The organism is Pseudomonas sp. ANT_H12B (assembly GCF_008369325.1).
Taxonomy (GTDB): domain Bacteria; phylum Pseudomonadota; class Gammaproteobacteria; order Pseudomonadales; family Pseudomonadaceae; genus Aquipseudomonas.
Map to the genome: position 1 here is coordinate 74194 of NZ_VOBI01000023.1, position 20337 is coordinate 94530.

General features: G+C 60.3%; 13 protein-coding genes and 3 pseudogenes. 8 read left to right on the forward strand and 8 right to left on the reverse strand.

The window, feature by feature from the left end; all coding sequences use genetic code 11:
• Positions 1-52 precede the first annotated feature (52 nt).
• On the reverse strand, positions 53-5890 hold the full coding sequence (gene mnxG, locus FQ185_RS26655) for a manganese-oxidizing multicopper oxidase MnxG (protein WP_149420066.1): 5838 nt from the start codon (positions 5888-5890) through the stop codon (positions 53-55).
• A gap of 205 nt (positions 5891-6095) precedes the next feature.
• On the reverse strand, positions 6096-6704 hold the full coding sequence (locus FQ185_RS26660; protein ID WP_149420067.1) for a lytic transglycosylase domain-containing protein: 609 nt from the start codon (positions 6702-6704) through the stop codon (positions 6096-6098).
• A 196-nt stretch (positions 6705-6900) separates the two neighbouring features.
• Between FQ185_RS26660 and gspG the strand changes: the two genes are divergently transcribed.
• The 3 genes from gspG (at position 6901) to FQ185_RS26675 (ending at position 9191) form a co-directional block, all read left to right on the forward strand.
• Positions 6901-7335, forward strand: a complete 435-nt coding sequence (gene gspG / locus FQ185_RS26665) for a type II secretion system major pseudopilin GspG (RefSeq protein WP_149420068.1) — start codon at positions 6901-6903, stop codon at positions 7333-7335.
• A gap of 14 nt (positions 7336-7349) precedes the next feature.
• The gene (locus FQ185_RS26670; protein ID WP_149420069.1) at positions 7350-8537 is read left to right on the forward strand and encodes a type II secretion system F family protein; all 1188 of its coding nucleotides are present in this window, start codon (positions 7350-7352) and stop codon (positions 8535-8537) included.
• A 150-nt stretch (positions 8538-8687) separates the two neighbouring features.
• Positions 8688-9191: a hypothetical protein gene (locus tag FQ185_RS26675; RefSeq protein ID WP_149420070.1), complete on the forward strand. Its 504-nt coding sequence runs from the start codon at positions 8688-8690 to the stop codon at positions 9189-9191.
• 205 nt (positions 9192-9396) lie between these two features.
• On the opposite strand, the gene FQ185_RS26680 is transcribed toward FQ185_RS26675, so the two are convergent.
• The 3 genes from FQ185_RS26680 to FQ185_RS26690 form a co-directional block, all read right to left on the reverse strand.
• Positions 9397-9768 (reverse strand): DUF6124 family protein, encoded by a 372-nt coding sequence (locus FQ185_RS26680; RefSeq protein ID WP_149420071.1) that lies wholly within the window; start codon positions 9766-9768, stop codon positions 9397-9399.
• A 368-nt stretch (positions 9769-10136) separates the two neighbouring features.
• On the reverse strand, positions 10137-11900 hold the full coding sequence (locus FQ185_RS26685; RefSeq protein WP_149420072.1) for a hypothetical protein: 1764 nt from the start codon (positions 11898-11900) through the stop codon (positions 10137-10139).
• Between the two features lie 227 nt (positions 11901-12127).
• On the reverse strand, positions 12128-13570 hold the full coding sequence (locus FQ185_RS26690; RefSeq protein WP_149420073.1) for a catalase: 1443 nt from the start codon (positions 13568-13570) through the stop codon (positions 12128-12130).
• Between the two features lie 303 nt (positions 13571-13873).
• On the opposite strand from FQ185_RS26690, the pseudogene FQ185_RS26695 reads away from it, so the two are divergent.
• A pseudogene (locus FQ185_RS26695) lies at positions 13874-14417 on the forward strand (alpha/beta hydrolase); the annotation flags it as partial.
• Here the strand turns inward: FQ185_RS26695 and FQ185_RS26700 are convergent.
• Entirely contained in the window at positions 14389-16203 is a 1815-nt protein-coding gene (locus FQ185_RS26700) for an ABC transporter ATP-binding protein (RefSeq protein ID WP_149420074.1), read from the reverse strand. The pseudogene FQ185_RS26695 and the gene FQ185_RS26700 sit on opposite strands and share 29 nt — an antisense overlap.
• Positions 16200-17219 (reverse strand): AraC family transcriptional regulator, encoded by a 1020-nt coding sequence (locus FQ185_RS26705; protein WP_149420075.1) that lies wholly within the window; start codon positions 17217-17219, stop codon positions 16200-16202. Before FQ185_RS26705 ends, FQ185_RS26700 begins: the two co-directional genes overlap by 4 nt.
• Before the next feature lie 181 nt (positions 17220-17400).
• Between FQ185_RS26705 and FQ185_RS26710 the strand changes: the two genes are divergently transcribed.
• From FQ185_RS26710 to FQ185_RS30765, 4 genes and pseudogenes are all read left to right on the forward strand, one after another.
• Positions 17401-18252 carry a 3-hydroxybutyryl-CoA dehydrogenase gene (locus FQ185_RS26710; RefSeq protein WP_149420076.1) on the forward strand — a complete coding sequence of 284 codons (852 nt, stop codon included), beginning with the start codon at positions 17401-17403 and terminating at the stop codon, positions 18250-18252.
• Entirely contained in the window at positions 18239-18898 is a 660-nt protein-coding gene (locus FQ185_RS26715) for a TetR/AcrR family transcriptional regulator (RefSeq protein ID WP_149420077.1), read from the forward strand. The genes FQ185_RS26710 and FQ185_RS26715 overlap by 14 nt, the downstream gene beginning before the upstream one ends.
• Positions 18899-18987: 89 nt before the next feature.
• Positions 18988-19401 (forward strand): VOC family protein, encoded by a 414-nt coding sequence (locus FQ185_RS26720; RefSeq protein WP_149420078.1) that lies wholly within the window; start codon positions 18988-18990, stop codon positions 19399-19401.
• Between the two features lie 124 nt (positions 19402-19525).
• A pseudogene (locus tag FQ185_RS30765) lies at positions 19526-19950 on the forward strand (hypothetical protein); the annotation flags it as partial.
• An 18-nt stretch (positions 19951-19968) separates the two neighbouring features.
• Here FQ185_RS30765 and FQ185_RS26730 read toward each other — a convergent pair.
• A pseudogene (locus FQ185_RS26730) lies at positions 19969-20190 on the reverse strand (RtcB family protein); the annotation flags it as partial.
• Positions 20191-20337: the final 147 nt, after the last annotated feature.

Sequence of the window (20337 nt, forward strand, 5' to 3'; positions counted from 1 at the left end):
CGCAACGCTGCCCGGAACAAGCTCGCTCCCGCAGGTATTGCGTTTCCCTGCCCTACGGGGCCGGTGCCGGTTCGGGTTCGTTGGTCACCCGCAGTAATCCCCAAAGCCCGGCGGTGTTGCCATAGGCGCCGTAGTCGCGGAACAGGTAGTCGCCCGGTATTGCGTTGCTGCCCCCGGCGCTCGGGTGCATGAAGCTGAAGTGCGCCGCCGGCAGGATGCTTTCGTGTGCGCCGATGTACATCGACATCGGGTTGTAGCCGAACCGCACCGAGCCCACTCCTGGCGTACTCATTGGATAACCACCGGTATCGCTCTTCTCCGACTGGAACGGGTTGACCGACCAGACGTGACCATCGAGTTGGAAGGTCGTGCCGCGACTGCCACCGGTGGGCAGCATGATGTGCGTGCGGAACGGTTGGCCCGGTTTCACATAGAGCACCGGAGTCTGCGGATCGCCTCCCACCAGCGCATTGCTGTAAGCCATGTGCGCATTTGGCACGTCGCCATAACCATGGCCGTCGGCGTGACCGAACGGCGCATCCGGTGCCAGCCCGAAGCGGTACCACAGTGGCTCGGCCTTGTAGTTGATGGCCATGCTGGAGTTGTCCTGTGGATCGGTCGGCACACCCAGGCCTTCCGCCGCAATGCCTTCCACCGGTCGCCCGTTGGCCCAGCGAATGTTCAACGCTTTTTGCCAGACCATCGCAAAATCGCGGTAGGTGGTCTGCCCAGGTGCGGTGACGGTCGCTGTCACTTTGCGGGTATCGTCGACCCAGGTGGCGCCGATCGGCAGGATGCTCATCGCACCGCCAAGGCCTTTTTGTCCCTGCTTGATGACGTCCGCCGGGGTGAAGTTCAACCCGCCAAACTCCACCGCCGTGGCGTTGATGTTGTCGACACTGCGGCCCAGTTGCGTGATCGGCTTGCCTTCACGCTCCAGGTGACCGGCGTAGTACTGATAGGTACGCGTCGGGTACGCGCCGACGGTGCCGACACGCGGTGGCACGGTCTGGGTCGGGTTGGCGCCGACGTTGGTGCCGTCGGATTTGGTGATGTCGTACGCCAGCAGTTGCGCGTGCAGGCCAACATGGCTGGACGGCCGCATCAGGTTGTTGCTGAAGGTAGTCGCGCCCAGGCCGCTGTTGCGATCACGCTTGACCATGCCTTGCATCACGGCGGTCTGGGTCAAGTCCGGCATGATCAGGGGCAGTCGGTTCTCCAGGGTGATGTTGATGCAATCACCCGCCGCTGCACGCAGCACCAGCGGTTCGACTGGCACACCGGGTTTGAGCTTGCCGGTGATCGGGTCGAGATCACCTTTGCGCACATACAGGATCGCCGTCGGATCATGCAGCGGCCCGCTTTGCCCGCCGATGGTGAAGGTCTCACCGTCTTCAGGATCGGTTACGGTGACCTGCGGAATGCTCACGGTCCGCGAGTTGAACACCAGGGTGCCGCCCGCCGGATTCAGCGGCCCGCCGACATGTTGACCAATCCCCGCCGGATCACCGATGAACAGGTTCAACGGATTGCCAAGGATGTCGTTGGCCAGCGCCGCAACCACGTCATAGTTGCGTTGCACGGTTGGCCGGGTGCCGATGCCGTTCGGGTTGGCGCCGTACCGTGGGCAGATGCCATCGAACGCCACGGTGTTGCGCATACCGGCCGGTTTCGCGTTGTTTGGCAGCGCGAACAGGTCGCTGCGTTGGGCCGTGTAGTTGCGCATCACGCCCCAGATCCCGCTCCAGTAACCTTCAATCGACGCGTCCATCGAGTACAGGTAATCCCCGGTGGTTGCAGCCGAACTGGAGATCATCGAGACCGGCGCATTGAAGCCCATCTGCTCGGAGATCCCGATCATCTGCGACGAGCGCCAGCCGGAGTTGGAGCTGTTGCCGAAACCGGAACCGCTTTGCAGCCATTTCACGCCGTGCAGGGTCACGTTGTGCTCTTCTTCGTGACCACCGGCATGCACCCGCAGCCGCACGTTGTCACCGGTGTAGGTGCGCAACATTGGCGTGAACGGGTCACCCGGTTCGGCGCCGCCACGGTTGATGTGTGGCGGGAACAGCGTGGTGCCGCCGGTTGGGCCGGTGGCCGCGGTCACCAGGTTCGGTGCCAGGTTCATCGCCGGGATGGCGCGGTCGGTACGGCTTTGCATGGCGTACGCCAGGTCGCCGCCGAGGCCGTCGGCCTGCATGCCGCGCTTGCCGTCCGGGCCGACCTTGTTCGGGTCATACACCCGCAAGGCCAGCGGTTCGTTGCGGTAATTGACCACGAACATGCCGGGGTCATCGACCGAGATCGCTTGTGGGCATGGCCGGCTTGGGCAACCAGGAACTTGCCCGCCTTGCACTTCGACGATTCCCTCCAGCAAGTTGCTGGCGTTATTGCGCACCGGCGGGTTGATCGCGTAGCGGAAGCTGTCAGCGGTGGCCGGGAAGGCTTGCGGGTCAGGCACACCGTTAGGGCCGGCGCCGACGTACACACCGGCTTCATAGGCGTGCTGGAAGTCGCTGTATTCGAGGAAGAACTCACGGAAGCTGTCGTTCTTACCGTCACCATCAATGTCACCGGTGGACACCACCGCTTGCCACGAGGTTGGCCCGCCGTCCTGCCGCGCGCCACTGTACAACGGCTCGCCGGTTTCGGCGTGGAACCACGTAGAACCAGCCGGTTCTGCCAACACGGTGGCGTACAGACCAATCTGTTGGTGAGTCGATGGGCCTAAGTGATCGTGGGTGAAAATGGTCCCCAGGCCACGGTCGACACCTTTGGCGTTCAGCACCGGATCGACAAACCAGCGCTGCATTGCCGTGCGCGCCCCGACCCAGTCGGCCCGGCCATATTGGCCGAAGAACGGGTGATTCTTGGCTTTCGGGCAGGCCGGTGTGCCGTCACGCGGGTCGGTGCCTGTGCATTGGTTGAACTCGCGAATGGCCTGGATGCGTTCTTGCACTGCACCCGGGGAAAGTACGCCGTCTTCGTAGTTCCAGCCGTTGGCCGAACCGTCGGCAGACACCAGGTCCCATTTCGGCAGGTGAATGTGCTGGCCGATCACGTCGGTCGGCGTGCGCACCTGATAGTCGTCCATCTCATAGGTGGCCGGCACCAGGTTGGTTTGCTGGTACTGCACGCAGTCGAAGGTGTTCATGCGCATCACCAAAGGCTCTGGCGGACGCTGTTTGGTGATCACTGGCCACGCGTCTTCCCACAGCGCGAGAATGCGCGCTTGTGGGAAGTGGTAACCGACCTTGTTGTACACCGCGTCGAACTGAATGTTCGCGGCTTTATAGACCCGAGGACGGTCGGCGGTGAAGGTCGAGGAACCGGTGTAGGACATGCCGTCGATCCGTTCGCCACTGGCAAACTCACCGGTGCCGGCGCTGCTGGTCAGGCGTTTTTGCCGATCATCCATGCACGGTTCGTAATACGGTGCGCCCGCTATCGGCAAGGCGCCGTTGGTGCGGAAGTTGCGCGCCACGATTTGATTACCGGGTAGCACGGCAAAGCTTGGGTGGTCTTTCTTGGCGTGGAACGCCATGGCCGCCTGTTCGACTTCGGTGCCCTCTTCCGGCATATAAATCGGTTTGGCGCGGGTCACTTCCTTGGAGAAGTCCAGCGACGTGGTGATGGTGTTCGCCTGGCCACCGGCAGAGAAGCCGTCCAGAGAATGGCGGCCCAGGCCGCCGTCCCAACCACCGGACTGAGCCGGGTCGAGGTTTGCCCACAAGGCGTTGCCGCTGGTCTTCAGCGTTTGGGCCTTGGCAGCGTCGAGCATGTCCAGCGGTGGAGTCGGTGGACGTTGGCCGACCGAACTTTCCATGCCGCCGATCCAGAATGGATAGCCAGGGTTTTTCAGGCTGCCATCGGCATTGCGGTTGGCTTCACTGCGATCCACCAGGGCCAGCGAACCGATGGCTTGAGCGCCGCCGTTGCCGCCATGATGTTCGCCGTCGTCATCATCCTCTTCGTCATCGTCGTCACCACCACCGGCCACCAGGGTTTCGCCGATTTTCGGCACAACCGCGACTTTGCCCGGCATCGGCGCCATGGCTTTGCCTGGCAGCGGCACGACGGCTGGAATCGGTGTACCGGCAACGATCTCGCCATCAGGCAAGGCCCGGGCGCCAGCAGCGGGTTTACCGTTACGCAGTGCATAAGGCTCGCTGTGATAACCGTCGGCGCCCTGCTGGGAAACTTCGAGTTTGGTGCCTTCTTCAAAGACGTCGTGCACCCGCCACATGCTCCACATGCCTTGGGCAAAGTGCGGATAGAAGTGGCAGTGATAGATCGCATCGCCGGCTACGCGGTTGCGGTTGCCCGAACCACCGTTGGCGATTTCGTAGGTGTAACCGGCGCCCGGACCGATGCCCTGGGCGTCCACATAGTCGGAGTTGTCGTCGTTGGGGTTGAACAACCACTGGTGCCCGTGCAGGTGGAAGATGTGCTGCTCGTGGCCGTTGTGCGTGTTGCGGAATTTGATGAAGTCACCGATGTAGCTGTGGTTGACGTTGGACGGTTCGGACGGATACAGCGCCATGGTCGCCTTGACGCCGATCTGATCGGCCCTTGGTACCTGGCCCGGAAGAATGCCTTCCAGGCCAGAGTTGGCCGGTACGTCCACCAGCATCGCCACGTCGCCGACGGTGTGCGAGCTGAGGAAGAATTCTTCATAGGCACAGGACAGACAGTCGTGCATCGGCCCGACGCCCAAACGGTTGGCAACCACCTCGGCACCCATGCCGCCGGAGCCATAGTTGATCATGAACGAGTCGCGGGTCGGCTCCAGCACGTGGGCCATGACCGGGTCTGCAAAGTAGGCGGGGAACGCTTGGGTCGCCGCGGTTTCATCCTGGAACTGCGAGGCGAAATCGCGGAATGGCTCCAGGCGATTCGGAATCGCCGGGTTGCGTTTACCGATGGCTTCCAGCGGATAAGTCGACGGCGGGAAGCTGCCGTCGGCGTTGCTGCCCATCACGACCGCGTCACTCTCGCTGGAAATGATTTCATTGCCGTCGACCATGTTGATGATCGGCGTGCCGGCCTTGCCTTCACGAATCCACGGTTCGCGTTGTGGATAGCGTGCCTGGTAGTCGACGATCGGCTGACCGGCCGGGGTGCGGCCGACACTGGCCAGGCGCATTTCTTCTTCGGTCACGGTGTTGCGATAGGTGCGGCCACCCTTGGGTACCACCACCACTTGACCGAACAGTCCGTTGGCCACGTTGCCCGCATCCCCTTCACCACCGAAGGTCGCGCCACGGCTGCTGGCGGCAAACGCCCCTTCACGCTCGGCGAACAAGGTGTAGGAACGAGAGGCACCGGGGGCGATCAAGGTGTTGGCGTTGCGCCCGGTATAGGACGCAATGTCGTCGATGCTATTGACCGCTTGCATGCCGTTGACCTGGAAACCGACGTGGCGGTCGGCGACCTGCTCATCGACCTTGAATTGGTCTACGTTGCCGACGGCGACCTCGCCCTCAATCTCACCTTCTTCCTCCTCGCCGCTTTCGTGGCTGCCGGGGTTGGCCTGGTAGGCGAGCAGGTTCTGCAGGTTGATGGTCAGGCAATCACCGGCAGCGACGCGCAGCACCAGCGGCCGCGGACGCTTGTCGGGCCGTAGCGAAACTTTGCCCGGCACCGCCGCCCCGCCCTGGGCCAGGGACATGTTGTGGTCATCGACCACATCCCGACGCAGGGCGAACATCATGCCGTTGACGTTCTGCGCGCCGAGGCGATTGAACATCAGCGGCTGGTCAAGAGCCACGACGTTGGCCACCAGATTGCGCTCGCAGCGCAAGGCCGCCTCGGCCAGCTCGATGCCAAACATCGACGCGACCAGAAGCAGCATTTTGAAAAGGGACGACGCGTACGGTGTGCCGGTCATGATCACGGGCCTCGCTGTGGGGTGCTCACAGGAATAGTTCTCGACAAATCCACTAGAGCAATCCGCATGCCATAAATAATTTGGTTATTTTTCAATTGCTTACATAAACGACTTCATAACCCGGGGGATATTCCCCAGTTATTCCCCACTTTCCGGCCGGGGCAACCATGCCCCACTATTGGGGAACATGCCCCACGGCCGCCGATCACAACGGCGCATCCGCGGTCAGGCCCTGCAAGCGTCGGTATTGGCGCAAGACACTGGGCACATAACGCTGGGTTTCGGCGAATGGCGGGATCACCCCGCCACGGCTGAGTACCGCTTGCGGCCCGGCGTTGTAGGCCGCCACGGCGAGGCTGATGTCGTTGTCGAACAAGGTCATCAGGCGCTTCAGATAACGGGCGCCGCCCTGGATGTTGGCCTTGGGGTCGTAGACATCGGTCACCCCCATTTCCCGAGCGGTGTCAGGCATCAATTGCATCAACCCACCGGCACCCTTGGGGGATGTCGCGCTGGAGTTGTAGCTGGACTCGGCCTGGATCACTGCGTGCAGCAGCGCCGCCGGTAACTGATTGGCCTTGGCCGCGGCCGAGACCAGCTCGGCATAGGGCTGCCGGGCGATCATCTGCGGTTGCTGATCCATGCTGACCCGCGCGGATTCGGGTTCTTGAATCACCCGTTCATAGGTGCGGCCGGGACGGTGGACATTGGACAGAACGTAGCTGCCCTTGGCGTCCACGGAAACGAACACATCGGCCTGTACGACGCCGGTCAGCACTAGCAGACCGAGCAGTCCTGTGGTGAGTGTTTTCATTATTTTGCCTCCCCTGCCCGGCCCCGAAAAATGGGGCTAATGCCCCAATGGCCGGTAGTAAACAAGCCATACGCAAGCACTGTGCCGGATACGCAAAGGCCCGTAATACGGGGGGTACAGAAGGATGTCCGGGCATGAGCATGGCAATTGCATAGGCCTTCATGGCGACCCCTTCTGCCAATTGTGTGAGGTCATCATGAATCAGCGTTTGCGTTCCGCCCCGCGTACTCAAAGCGGGTTCACCCTGCTCGAACTGTTGGTGGTGTTGGTGGTGCTGGGGCTGTTGGCCGGCATCGTCGCGCCGAAGTATTTCGCCCAATTGGGCCGCTCCGAAGTGAAGGTGGCCAAGGCGCAAATAGAAGGCCTGGGCAAGGCACTGGATTTGTACCGTCTGGAGGTCGGCCATTACCCGTCGTCCGAACAGGGTTTGCAGGCGCTGATCACCGCGCCGAGCGATGAAACCCGCTGGACCGGGCCCTACCTTGCGAAAAAGCTGCCGCAGGATCCTTGGGGCCGTAACTACACCTACCGCTACCCCGGCGAAAACGGCGAATACGACTTGCTGTCCATGGGCAAGGACGGTCAACCCGGCGGCGAAGGCGAAAACGCCGAAGTCACCAGCTGGCAATGACGGGAGTAACGACCATGCGCTTTCATCTCAAGGCAGTGGGCAAGGCTGGCGTGGTCTCGATGACCGTCGAGGCCCCTGGCCACAGCGAAGCCCGGCGCATCGTCGAAGACCAGGGCTTGCGGGTGGTCAGCTTGCACGTCGAGCGGCACTGGCGCGCGTTGCGCCTCAGGCAGCGAGAGACCTTCAACCTGGTGCTGTTCAGCCAGGAACTGACCACCCTGCTCAATGCCGGCCTGCCGTTGATCGATGCGCTGGAAAGCCTGGCGGAAAAGGAGAACGCGCCACAGGCCCGCAAGACCTTGAGCGAACTGGTGCGCCTGCTCTATGAAGGCAAATCGTTCTCCCAGGCATTGGGCCAGTTGTCGGCGGTGTTCCCGCCTCTCTACGTGGCGCTGGTGCAGTCCAGCGAGAAGACCGGCGCCGTGGGCGATGCCCTGGGCCGATATGTCAGCTATCGCCAGCGCATGGACGAGGTTCGACAGAAGATCGTCAGCGCATCGATCTACCCCATGCTGTTGCTGGTGGTCGGCGGTGGCGTGGTGTTGTTTTTGATGGGCTATGTGGTGCCCCGCTTCAGCCTGGTGTTCGAAGGCCTGGGGAATAACTTGCCGTGGTTGTCGCAGATCCTGATGAGCAGCGGGATGTTCCTTCACGCCCACCAGGGCGAATTCTTCGGCGCATTGGCGGCGATCGTCGTCGCCCTCGGATTCCTGCAGCGCCAGCCAGCCTTTCGCCGAGGCGTGGATCGGGTGATTGAAAAACTCCCGGCGGTCCATCAACGCATCTTCATGTACGAACTGGCGCGCTTCTACCGCTCGCTGGGGATTCTGCTGCAAGGCGGCATCCCCCTCGTCACCGCCATGGGCATGGTTCGCGGCTTGCTCACCGTCGCCTCTCGCGTGCGCCTGGACCAGGCCTGCGAGCGGGTGCGCGAGGGGCAATCGTTGTCCGCCGCGCTGGAACTCAATCATCTGGTCACCCCGGTGTCCCTGCGCTTGCTGCGCGCCGGCGAGCAGTCCGGCAACCTGGGGCAAATGATGGAGCGTAGCGCCGACTTCTACGACGAAGAAATCAGCCGCTGGATCGAATGGTTTGTGCGGCTGTTTGAACCCTTGCTAATGACCTTCATCGGCCTGTTGATCGGGGTGATCGTGATCCTGATGTACATACCGATTTTCGAGCTGGCTTCAAGTATTCACTGACCCTGTGGAACAGGGTCGAACTGTACGTCGCGATATTCATTGACGGTACAACCGAATAAATCCGTACGGTGAGGTGTTTACCCACTGAATCAGGCAGCACGTTGCATTGTTCATCAACGTTCCAATCTGAATAAGAAGACGGAGAACGACATGCACATGAAAAAGCTTTTGCTCGCGGTGGCTATTGGCGCAGTTCTGTCAGCGTCCACCGTATTGATTCCGGACAGCCTGTCCGGGATATCGAGCGCTCAGGCCAGGGATGGAGGTAGTGGCGGAGGTGGCGGTTCTGGCGGTGGGGGCGGTGGTCATGGCGGTGGCGGATCTGGTGGCGGCGGCGGTCATGGTGGTGGCGGCTCTGGCGGCAGCGGTGGCAGCGGTGGCAATGGCGGTGGTCACAGCGGAAACGGCAGTGGCGGCAATAGCGGCAATAGCGGCAGCGGGCACAGTGGCAGTGACCATGGCTCGGGCCATTCCGGCAACTCAGCCTCATCCTCCTCCGGGCGCAGTGGCACTCACGCCGAACCGGGTGACGATCATGGCGTTCATCGCTCCGGCGAAGTCGGCGATGACCACGGCGTGCATCGTTCCGGTGAAGTCGGTGATGACCGCGGTGTGCATGTCGGTGGCGAACCCGGTGATGACAAAAGGACCTGACAACCACTGATGCCCAAACAACACAGATCCCTGTGGGAGCGAGCTTGCTCGCGATGGCGGCGTGTCAGCCAACATACAGGCTGAATGGCACATCGCATTCGCGAGCAAGTCGGACCGCCGCTCCCACACTGATCTTCGTTGACCATAGATTTTTGCCTGGCATAAAAAAGGCCTCTGTTGAGGCCGTTTTTTTCTGACGAAGCCGTTAAACCGCTACTTCCTGCGGTTCAAGATTATCCAGCGCCCGATTTACCGCCAGCTCCCCCAGCATGATGATTTGCGCAATGCCCAACAGCGAATTACGGCTCGGTCCCTCCATACGATCCGCCAGATCCATGGTCATGACATTGGCCGAGGCCAGCGACTCGCACGCGTGGGCCAGCAGGGTTTCGGTATCGAGCTGCGGGTTGACGATGAACAGGGTGCCGGGTGTACGTGGGGTGGCTTTGATGTCGGCGGCCGTGTTGACGTGGAAATCGAGGGCGCGTTCGGCGGCTTCGTGGAGTTTTTTTGAATCGAGGGAATCGTAGGGCGAAACGTTGTCGGTTTCCGGGGGATTGGGTGTGGCTTTGAACATCGTGAATCTCCTACATAAAGTGGAGCCACCATGACCTGTCGCTAAACAAGCAAGGGTGGCGGCTGAACGCAGGTTAGCGAACCGGTTGTAGGCACCCGGCAGACCCGAAGGTCTCCCGCGCACAGCCGCCATAACGCAAATTGCAGACATAAAAAGCATGCAATACAGACTGGAGCGTTTGTGCGCCTACATAGTCGAGTCGCTAAACCCGATCGCTGATTTGGCAGCGATGCGAAAACGATAGAGGCCCGGGGCAAAGCGCACAAGCCGGCGGATTCTGGCGTAGTTGTAGGCAACGGCGCAAGGCGACGTAGCTTTCATGAAGTAACGATAAACATCGTTAAATACGGATCGCTTTTACGCCAGAATCAGAAACCCGCCAGGATCGTATATTCACGCGGCGCAAAGACTACCGCGGTCTCCAGATTCGCCACCCCATCCAGGTTCACCTTGAAGTGGATGAACAGTGTGCTGCCATCCCCGAGGTCCTTCAGGTAATTGAAAAGAACATTTTGGTTGAAGGTGCCGGTCGAGGCCCACTGGCGAGTCACCGCGTTGCGGACTCCCGACCAGATCGCAAGGTTGTGAGGGTCACCCTTTGCATTGGCGCCTTGCAGGTCCAGCCATATGCGCTGTCCCGCAGCAATATGCGGCCAGCCGCCAAACCGCAAAGTCCCGCCATCCAACACTGTTTTAAGATCCAGCACCGTCGTACCGTTCGCCTGGGTGATCACCGGGGCGACAAACTCGGCTGCTGGAATAGTCCGCACGTTCAGAGGGAACGGTGGTGAAGTCACCGGAGGCAATAACCCGCGTTTGTAGGTGAAGGTGACCGCCACCGTTTTACCCAGGTTGACCGCTACCACCGAAACGGGCAGCGGTATTTCTCTGGGTCTTGTGGTACCGGCCACGACAGCATTGGTTGTATGCGAGCCAGCCGCCGGAGTACCTTCGGGGCCGATCCAGCTCACACTGATCATGTCCTCCGGCTGCATGTCGTAATTCACGACGGCGGTCAGGCTCCCCGTGGCCGCAAGCGGATCCAGATTGCCGTTATCGGGCGCTTCTTTGATAGACAGGGGCAGATCGTGCAACAAAACGTTGATCGTCCATGTGTTGGATACCTCGCCACTGCCATCCGAGGATTGGGCCGTAAACACGTGGGTCCCGCCAACCAGTCCTTCCAACGGCAATTCCCAACGACCGGAACTTGCCGGGACTGTGCCTTTGGAGGTTTCTCCATCAAAGACTTCCACGTCTTTACCCGCCATGGCGCTACCTTCTACCGTCACGCTGGTGTGCACGGTATCCCGCCCGTCGGCAATGTCCTGACCAAGTGGATCTTTCACCGACAGGATCACCGGTCTCACCGGCGTGATCGGTCCGTTTGTTCTGACAAGGTAGTTGCGATGCGCAAACCTCTGGGCAAGGGCCTCATCCTGGCTCCCTTCCAGGCCCGCCATGAACTCCAGGGTCAGCGTGCTGCGATCCTTGAGCCCCTTCAGCGGGTCGGCGGAGTAGTTGCGCGCATAAAAGCCTTTGCTAAATTCCTCGTCGACAACGTTATTCGGCGCACTCCAGTACGACTCGTTGAAAACGCTATCGTTGGCGTTGATGCCTCTGAGCCGCAACCAGAAGTACTGGCCCCGGGTTAGCAGCGGCCATGCGTTTGTCCGCAGGGTGAATTCAGTCAGGGCATTGACATCAAGGACTAAACCTTCACCAAAGTCGGGCGCCTGGGTGATAAACGGTCTGGGCAGATCGCTCTGCGTGACAGGCAGCACGTACAAAATCAGCGGTTGCGAAGTCACAGGCGCCGAGGTGCCTCGAATAACGGTGTAGGTCAGCGTCACCGTTGTTCCCTGATTAAAGATCACCAGCGGCGTGCCGCCTATCCCGACCTCCAATGGGCGCAGCTCACCGACCGGGAAGAAAACCGAGGTATATGAACCAGCCCCCGGGGTGCCTGCCCAAGTCACGCTAACCCTGTCGGTGGGTTCAATCGGGTATTCCATGACGATCCTGCAGCTATACCTGACCGCCATTGGATTCAAGAGGTCTGAAGCCGGGCTTTCCCGAATGTACGGAGGCGGCAGGTCCTCGGTGACCAGTTCAGCAGACTGACCATTCATCGTTCGTTCCCTGTGCGTGATTGATCTGATCCCTTGTGGCATCACACACCGGATCGTGAACACCCGCTACTGTCAGAATTTACAGGTCAGTGGCTGTTACGGACGAGTGGTCGGTATTTACGATTTTTTCTTATCGAGTGAAAGTGCCCGACGCCGCTCCGTAGCGGCTGTCGAGCCTGCGAGGCTGCGTTCGGCTCCGTAGAGCCGAACGCCAGCTAAAGATTGCGTTAACCCAACGGCACCAACCGCTCCAGCGCCTGCGCCACTCCGAACCCATACGCCGGATCAGCCTTGGTGCAGTTCTCGATATGGCGCTGGCGAATCGCCTGCGGCACACCATTCATGGCCCGCGCCGTGTTGTCGAACAGCAACTGTTTGCGCACCGGATCCAGCAACCGGAACAGATTCCCCGGCTGCTCGTAATGATCATTTTCCAACCGATGGTCATAGTGCTGGGCAAAGCCTTCCAGCGGCAGCGGTGGATCGGCCAATTCAGGCGAATCCTGCCATTCGCCCACGCTGTTGGGGAAATAACTGGCGGTGCCACCCAGGTTGCCGTCGGTGCGCATGGCGCCGTCGCGGTGATAGCTGTGAGCCGGGCAGCGCGGTGCGTTGACCGGGATGTGATTGAAGTTCACGCCGAGGCGATAGCGCTGGGCATCACCGTAGGAAAACAACCGCGCCTGAAGCATGCGGTCCGGCGAGAAGCTGACGCCCGGCACCACGTTGGCCGGCGAAAACGCCGCTTGTTCGATTTCGGCGAAGTGGTTTTCGGCGTTGCGGTTGAGCTCCATGATGCCCACTTCAATCAGCGGAAAATCGCCGTGCGGCCAGACCTTGGTCAAGTCGAACGGGTTATGCCGGTACGTATTGGCCTGCTCTTCCTCCATGACCTGGATGCACAGTTTCCAGCGCGGGAAATTGCCCTGTTCGATGACTTCGTACAGATCCCGCAGATTGCTTTCGCGGTCCTTGCCGACCACTTCCGCGGCCTCGGCATCCGAGAGGTTTTCGATGCCTTGCTGGCAGACAAAATGAAACTTCACCCACACCCGTTTATTGTCGCGGTCGATCAGGCTGAAGGTGTGGCTGCCGAAGCCGTGCATGTGGCGGAAACTGGTGGGAATCCCGCGATCGCTCATCACGATGGTCACTTGATGCAGCGCCTCGGGCAGCAGCGTCCAGAAATCCCAGTTGCTGGTGGCGTTGCGCAGGCCGGTGCGTGGGTCGCGTTTGACCACATGGTTGAGGTCGGAGAAACGCAACGGGTCGCGAAAGAAAAACACCGGCGTGTTATTACCGACAATGTCCCAGTTGCCTTCGTCGGTGTAGAACTTCACCGCGAAGCCGCGGATATCACGCTCGGCATCTGCCGCGCCGCGCTCGCCGGCCACTGAGGAAAAGCGCACGAACAGGGGCGTTTGCTTGCCCACGGCGCTGAAAATACTGGCCTTGGTGTAGCGGCTGATGTCATGGGTGACGGTGAACGTGCCATAGGCACCCGCGCCCTTGGCGTGCATGCGGCGCTCGGGGATCAGTTCGCGGTCAAAGTGGGCGAGCTTTTCCAGCAGCCAGATATCTTGCAAAAGCGCCGGCCCACGAGGGCCGGCGGTCTGGATATTGAGGTTATTGACTACCGGGGCTCCGGTGGCATTGGTGAGCTTTTTCATGAACAGGTTCTCGATGGTTTGCTGCGCTCATCAGGAGCAAAAACCGGCGAGGATCTACGCCCGCACCGGGGGAGACATTCAGCGTAGAACCTTTCACCGATTTTGCTGACGCAAGCGTTATTGTTCGACGTGCGACCAGTGCCATTGTGGTTGCCTTGTTGCTGGAACAGGCCATGCGCTGGCCGAACCGTCGTGAGGGTTGCTGCGCGCAACGAACATGACGCTGCCCCAAACGATGACCCTGATTGAAATCACCGAACCCGGCGGCCCCGAAGTTCTAAAGCCGCGCCAGGAACCGGTGCAGGCCAGGCGTTTCGCATCGAGCAATTACGCGCCATGGGCTACTCGGTGTTGGCTATCGACTACCGAGGGTTTGGCCAGAGCAAGGGGGATTTGCCATCGGAGGTCAGTGTTTACGAAGACGCCCGAGCGGCCTGGGAGCGCTTCACCAAGATGCAACCGGACGCGCGGGCTGGTGATCGAGTCCACCTTCACCTCGCTGGGCGATGCCGTGGCACAAGTGGCCGACAGCAATTTGCCCGTGAAATGGTTGCCGGTGCGCTGGTTGCTATCGCAGAAATTCGATTCCATCGACAAAATCGTCGACATCGACATGCCGTTGCTGGTGGTCCATGGCCTGTCCGATCCGTTCATGCCATCACGGTTCAGCCAACAGTTGTTCAATGCCGCCAGCGAGCCCAAACGTCTGTTATTGGTGCCCGGCGGTACGCACAACAACAGCATGAGCCTGGGAGGCCCCCAGTATCGCCAGGCACTCGAAAGCCTGATGAAGGCAAAACTGCCGCAGGTGGCCGGGCCTAGCGGTAGCCGCGGGCTTGCAGGTTGAACAACTGCGCATAACGCCCGCCGGCAGCCACCAGACTGTCGTGATCGCCGCGCTCAAGGATCGCTCCCTGATCCAGCACAATGATGTGATCGGCATTGCGCACGCTGGAAAACCGATGAGAAATCAACAACGTCATTCGGCCTTCGGTGTGCTCGCTGAAATGCTCGAACACCGCCGCTTCCGCTGCCGGGTCCAATGCCGAAGTCGGCTCATCGAGAATCAGGATATCGGCGTTACGGCGCATGTACGCGCGGGACAAGGCGATCTTCTGCCACTGCCCGCCGGACAGCTCCTGGCCACCGGCGAACCAGCGCCCCAGTTGCGTGGCGTAACCTCGATCCAGACGTTCGATGAAAGGCGCGGCCATGCCTTCGGCAGCGGCTTGCTGCCAGCGCTGTTCATCGTTGAACGCCAGGGTGTCACCGACACCGATGTTCTCGCCGACAGAGAACTGATAACGAATGTAGTCCTGAAAAATCACACCGATACGCCGACGCAGCGCATCTTCTTCCCACGCCTGCAAATCGCTGCCATCGAGCAGAATACGGCCCTCATCCGGACAGTACAAACGGGTCAGCAGTTTGATCAGCGTGGTCTTGCCCGAACCGTTCTCCCCCACCAACGCCACACTGTGCCCCGGCACCAGGTGCAGATCGATCTGCTCCAGCGCCGCCCGACTCGCGCCCGGATAGGTGAAGCCGACGTTTTCGAAACGCAGGCCATCACCCGGCGTTGCGCCCACGGTCAGATTTCCGCTATCGGCGACAACAGGTTCGGCCAGGTATTCATAGAGGCTGGACAGGTAGAGGCCATCTTCGTACAGACCGCTGATAGCGCTCAGGCTGCTGCTCACCGCCGTCTGGCCCTGCTTGAACAGCACCAGGTACATGGTCATCTGACCGAGGGTGATGTTGCCGTGAACGGTATCGACCACAACCCAGGCATAGGCCAGGTAAAACGCTCCGGTGCCCAGTAGACCGAGAACAAATCCCCAGCCATCACGGCGCAAGGTCAGGCGTCGGTCTTCGGCGTAGAGACGGGCGAATGTCTCGCGATATCGCGTCAACAACAGCGGCGCGAAGCCGAACAGCTTCACCTCTTTGATGTAGCCCTCGTGAGAGAGCAGCGTCTCGATGTAGTTCTGCTGCCGGCTCTCCGGTGCGCGGCGGGTGAAGAGTCGAAAGGCATCCCCGGAAAAATGCGCTTCGGCAAAAAAAACCGGCAACGCCCCGACCACCAGCAACACCAGCGCCCAGGGAGAAAAATGCACCAGTAACACGCCGAAGCTGATCAACACGATCAGGTTCTGGATCAGCCCCAACGACTTCATCACCAGCGCCAGCGGTCGGGTCGAGGCTTCGCGCCGCACTCGAACCAACTTGTCGTAAAACTCGGAATTCTCGAACTGCACCAGCGATAACGTCTGGGCCTTCTCCAGAATCATCGTGTTGACCTTTTGCCCCAACTGCACCCGCAACAGCGATTGCTGGACCGACAACGCACGCTGGGTCCCGGACAGCAACGCGAGCACGCCCGCTTCAAACAGCACATAACGCACAACCGGCCACAATGGCGCATTGCCTTGCTGCGCGTGCAATTGCATGGCGAACACCACCGCATCAACGATTCGCTGCCCCAACCAGGCCGCCAGCGCCGGAAGCACCCCGGCGATCAGCGTCGCCAGCACTAACCCCAGAAACAATCCTCGGGACGTTCCCCAGACCAGCAACAGGGCACGTCTCGCCTGGTCGAGCAACGAAGTGAAACGATCAAGAACAGGGTTCACTCCGTGAGCTCCCCCTGATACCTGGCCCGATACCGTCCCGGACTCTCCCCCGTCCACTTCTTGAACGCCCGATGGAACGCGCTCGGTTCTTGAAAACCCAGCTGTTCGGCAATATCGCCGATGCTCGCCCGACTCTGACGCAACTGCTCAAACGCGACGCCGCGGCGCACTTCGTCCTTGATCTCCTGATAGGAACACCCTTCACGCTCCAGTTTTCGGCGAAAGGTGCTGGGGCTCAGGTGCTGTTCCAGGGCGAAGGCCTGCAAGGTCGGCCATTCACTGTAATGACTGTTGCGCAGGCGCTGATGGACCTGCGACGCCAGGCCGTGCTGGTTGCGGAAGCGGATCACCAGCCATTGCGGCGCGGTGCGCAAGAATACTTTCAGCGATACCAGGTCCTGAACCACCGGAAGGCGCAGGTAGTGACTGGCGAATTCGATTTCGGTGCGCTCGGCGCCAAAGGTCAGGTTCGGCCCCCAGAGTAAGCGATCATCGCTGAGGGAGATGCGTTCATGACGAAAATCCGCGCGATCGATGGGTATGCGCCGCCCACCGAGCCAGCACAGCAGACTGATCATCAACACCAGAAACGTCTCTTCGCCGTAACGACTGACGACGCTGTTCTGCGTGCAGGTGTCCAGGCTGATGACCGCCCGTTTACCGCGTACGGTCAACGTGCCGCGATAATCGCGCAAAAACAGTGAGAAGTTGCTCAGGCACTGGCGCATGGCTTTGTGCAAGTCCGGTTCCTGAATCAATGCCCGACAGATCAGCGCGAAGCTTCCCGGCGGCATGCCATGGGAATCGAGCCCGAAGAACTCGTCGTTCAGCTCGCGGATTTGAATCAGCCACAGGGCGGCAAACGCACTTGCCGGCACGCGTGCGGTGGGTTGGTCTACTAATGCCGGGGCGATGCTTGCCTGCTCAAGCGCAGCCCTCAGACGCTGCGGATCCCCCTCCAGCCTATGGATCATTGCCTGCACGAAGTAGGCGGCCACTGAGTCCTTTTCCCGCATGTGAACGCTTCTCTCCCCATCGCCTGAAATGGCAAAAAACACCAGTGCCGTTGAACAGTTTCGGCATAGGACAACCGCCCTGCCGGCTCTAGACTCGCGGCCAATAGTACGCCTTCGGCCGTTGCGGCGGCCAAGGTATTGCCGTGCTGTTCGCACGGGGTTGATCAGAAGGGCTTCGAACATGAATCTGCAAAACATCGGCGTGATCGGCGCCGGCACCATGGGCAATGGCATCGCGCAAGTCTGTGCCCTGGCCGGCTTCAACGTGACCTTGCTCGATATCAGCGAGAGCGCCCTGCAAAAAGCCCTCGCGACCGTCGGCAAAAACCTCGATCGGCAGATCGCCAAGGACACGCTGACGCCAGAGCAAAAGCTCGCCGCGCTCGACAAGATCCGCACCAGCACCGATTACAGCAGTCTGCAAAACGTGCAACTGGTGATCGAAGCCGCCACCGAAAACCTCGACCTGAAACTGCGGGTTCTGCAACAGATCGCCGCGCAGGTCAGCGCCGAATGTGTGATTGCCTCCAACACTTCGTCACTGTCGATCACCCAGCTCGCCGCGAGCGTGAGCCAGCCTGAACGCTTCATCGGCCTGCACTTTTTCAACCCCGTGCCGGTGATGGGCCTGATCGAAGTGATTCGCGGCTTGCAAACCAGCGACACCACTCACGCCCTGGCGCTGGACATGGCGACCACCCTCGGCAAAACCGCGATCACCGCCGGCAACCGCCCGGGGTTCGTGGTCAACCGGATTCTGGTGCCGATGATCAACGAAGCGATCCTGGTGTTTCAGGAAGGCCTGGCCAGTGCCGAAGACATCGACGCCGGCATGCGCCTGGGCTGCAACCAGCCGATCGGCCCGTTGGCACTGGCGGACCTGATCGGCCTGGACACTGTGCTGGCAATCCTCGAAGCCTTCTACGACGGCTTCAACGACAGCAAATACCGCCCTGCCCCGCTGCTCAAGGAAATGGTGGCCGCCGGTTACCTGGGACGCAAAACGGGGCGCGGCTTTCATGCCTATGCCTGAGCGTTGCTCACGTTTCGCCGAGTACCGGGACAAGGTGCTGGAGTTGTTCGCCAGCAAAGGGTTCGGGCAGGTCGGCATGCGTGAGCTCGCGACGTGCCTGGGGCTGGCCCCGGGCTCGTTGTATCACCATTACCCCAGCAAACAGCACTTGCTGCTCGACCTGATCGAGGAGTTCTACGAAGAGCTGCTGGCGACGTTGGGGCGCATCGAACAAAAGGCCCCGGCAAAACGCGACAGACTGCACACCCTTATCCGTGCCCATCTGACTCTGCATCAGGAGATGCCCTGGCATTTTCGTCTGGCGGAGCGTGACAGCGGCTGTCTGAATCAAGAGCAACAGCAGCGGGTTCGACAGTTGCGCGAGCAATACGAACGAAAATTGTTGGTGATGCTCGGGGCCCGATCACGGTTCAGCGAGCAGGGCCGATTGGCCGCCGGACATGCGATTGCCAACTTGCTGAACAGCGCGCCCGGTTGGCTGGCGCAGCATTCGCTGGATGAACAAACACGCGATGAACTGTTGGAGAGTCTGGTGAGTGGGGCCATCGAGCGTGTGTTGGCGCCGCGCCGCACACATGAGGCGATAAGCTTCGCCCCGCCCATAGAAAAAACATCTAAAAAAACCCAACCGCCCGCCGCATTTTAGGGCTTTGCTACCCGAGTCAACGTGCATCGGAATTCACTGGCGAACCAGACGTCAACCGATGTGTACCCTCAATGACCGGGAGCTGAAACATGAAAATCAATCCCTACCTCATCTTCAATGGCGACTGCAAAGCTGCCTTCACTTTCTATGCCCAAGCGCTGGAAGGTCAGATCGAAATGATGATGACATTCGGTGAAAGCCCTGCGCGCGGGCATTTTCCGGCAGATTTTCACAACCTGATTATCCACACCCGCCTGTCGGTGGGTGATCAGGCGATCATGGGCTCGGACACCACGCCGGATCGCCCCACCGATGAAATGAGCGGTTGTTCGGTCTCGCTGAATGTCGACAGCATTGCCGAGGCTGAGCAGGTCTTCGCCGCATTGTCAGAAGATGGCAGTGTTCAAATGCCCCTGGAAGCAACGTTCTGGGCTGCGCGATTCGGGATGCTGGTCGATCGGTTTGGTGTCTCGTGGATGGTGAATTGCGAAAAGGATCAGTGACACACTTTTCCAGGGCATTAAAAAGCCCAACCTGAACAGGTTGGGCTTTCTGGCAACACCGGGACCGTCTGCTACCGTCAAGAAGCTACCCGTATAGCAGCGGACTGTTCGGAGGAAACCGGCTATGCCTGCCAATGACGTACTTTGGTCCACCCGCTTCGAATGGTCACTGCTGACTGGAGGGCTGCCGCCGTCCTGCTCGCACTCAGTGGTTGTGCCACCGTTGATGCCCAGACAACCGCCTATGTGGGCGTCGTGCATCCTGCGCCGACGCTGGCCAGTGAAGTCGTCGTACTGCGCACCGAGCCCCTTCGCCCTCATATCCGCTTGGGTGAAGTGCTCATCGATGCCAGAGTCGAGACTGCCCCGCCTATCGCCCAAGTAGAAGAAAAGCTGCGCGAAGAGTCCGCTAAACTCGGCGGCGATGCCGTGGTAGTGGTCTGTGACCATATCCAGGCGGTGGGAGCTTATGTCAGAGGCGGGGTGTGGAGTCGCGACGTAGAAACCATCGGGGGGCGAAAACTTAAAGGTATCGTGATCAAGTACCGACAGTGCAGGACATTTTCTCTATCCTTTTACACATACCACCTGACGCAAGGTGTGCAGCACTTCCACTAGTTCGCGTTGGGCGTGCATGACTTTGTCGATGTCCTTGTAGGCCATCGGGATTTCATCGATCACCGCGGCGTCCTTGCGGCACTCGACGTGGGCGGTGGCTCGAATCTGATCTTCGACGGTGTAGATGCTCTTCGCCTTCATACGGCTCATGGTGCGCCGGGCACCGTGACTCCGTCCCTTTTCGTCACGCCACTTTCCTGCGGACAAAACAAAACCCCTACCTGCATACGCAGATAGGGGTTTCGGAATTTAATCTTGACGATGACCTACTCTCACATGGGGAAACCCCACACTACCATCGGCGATGCATCGTTTCAC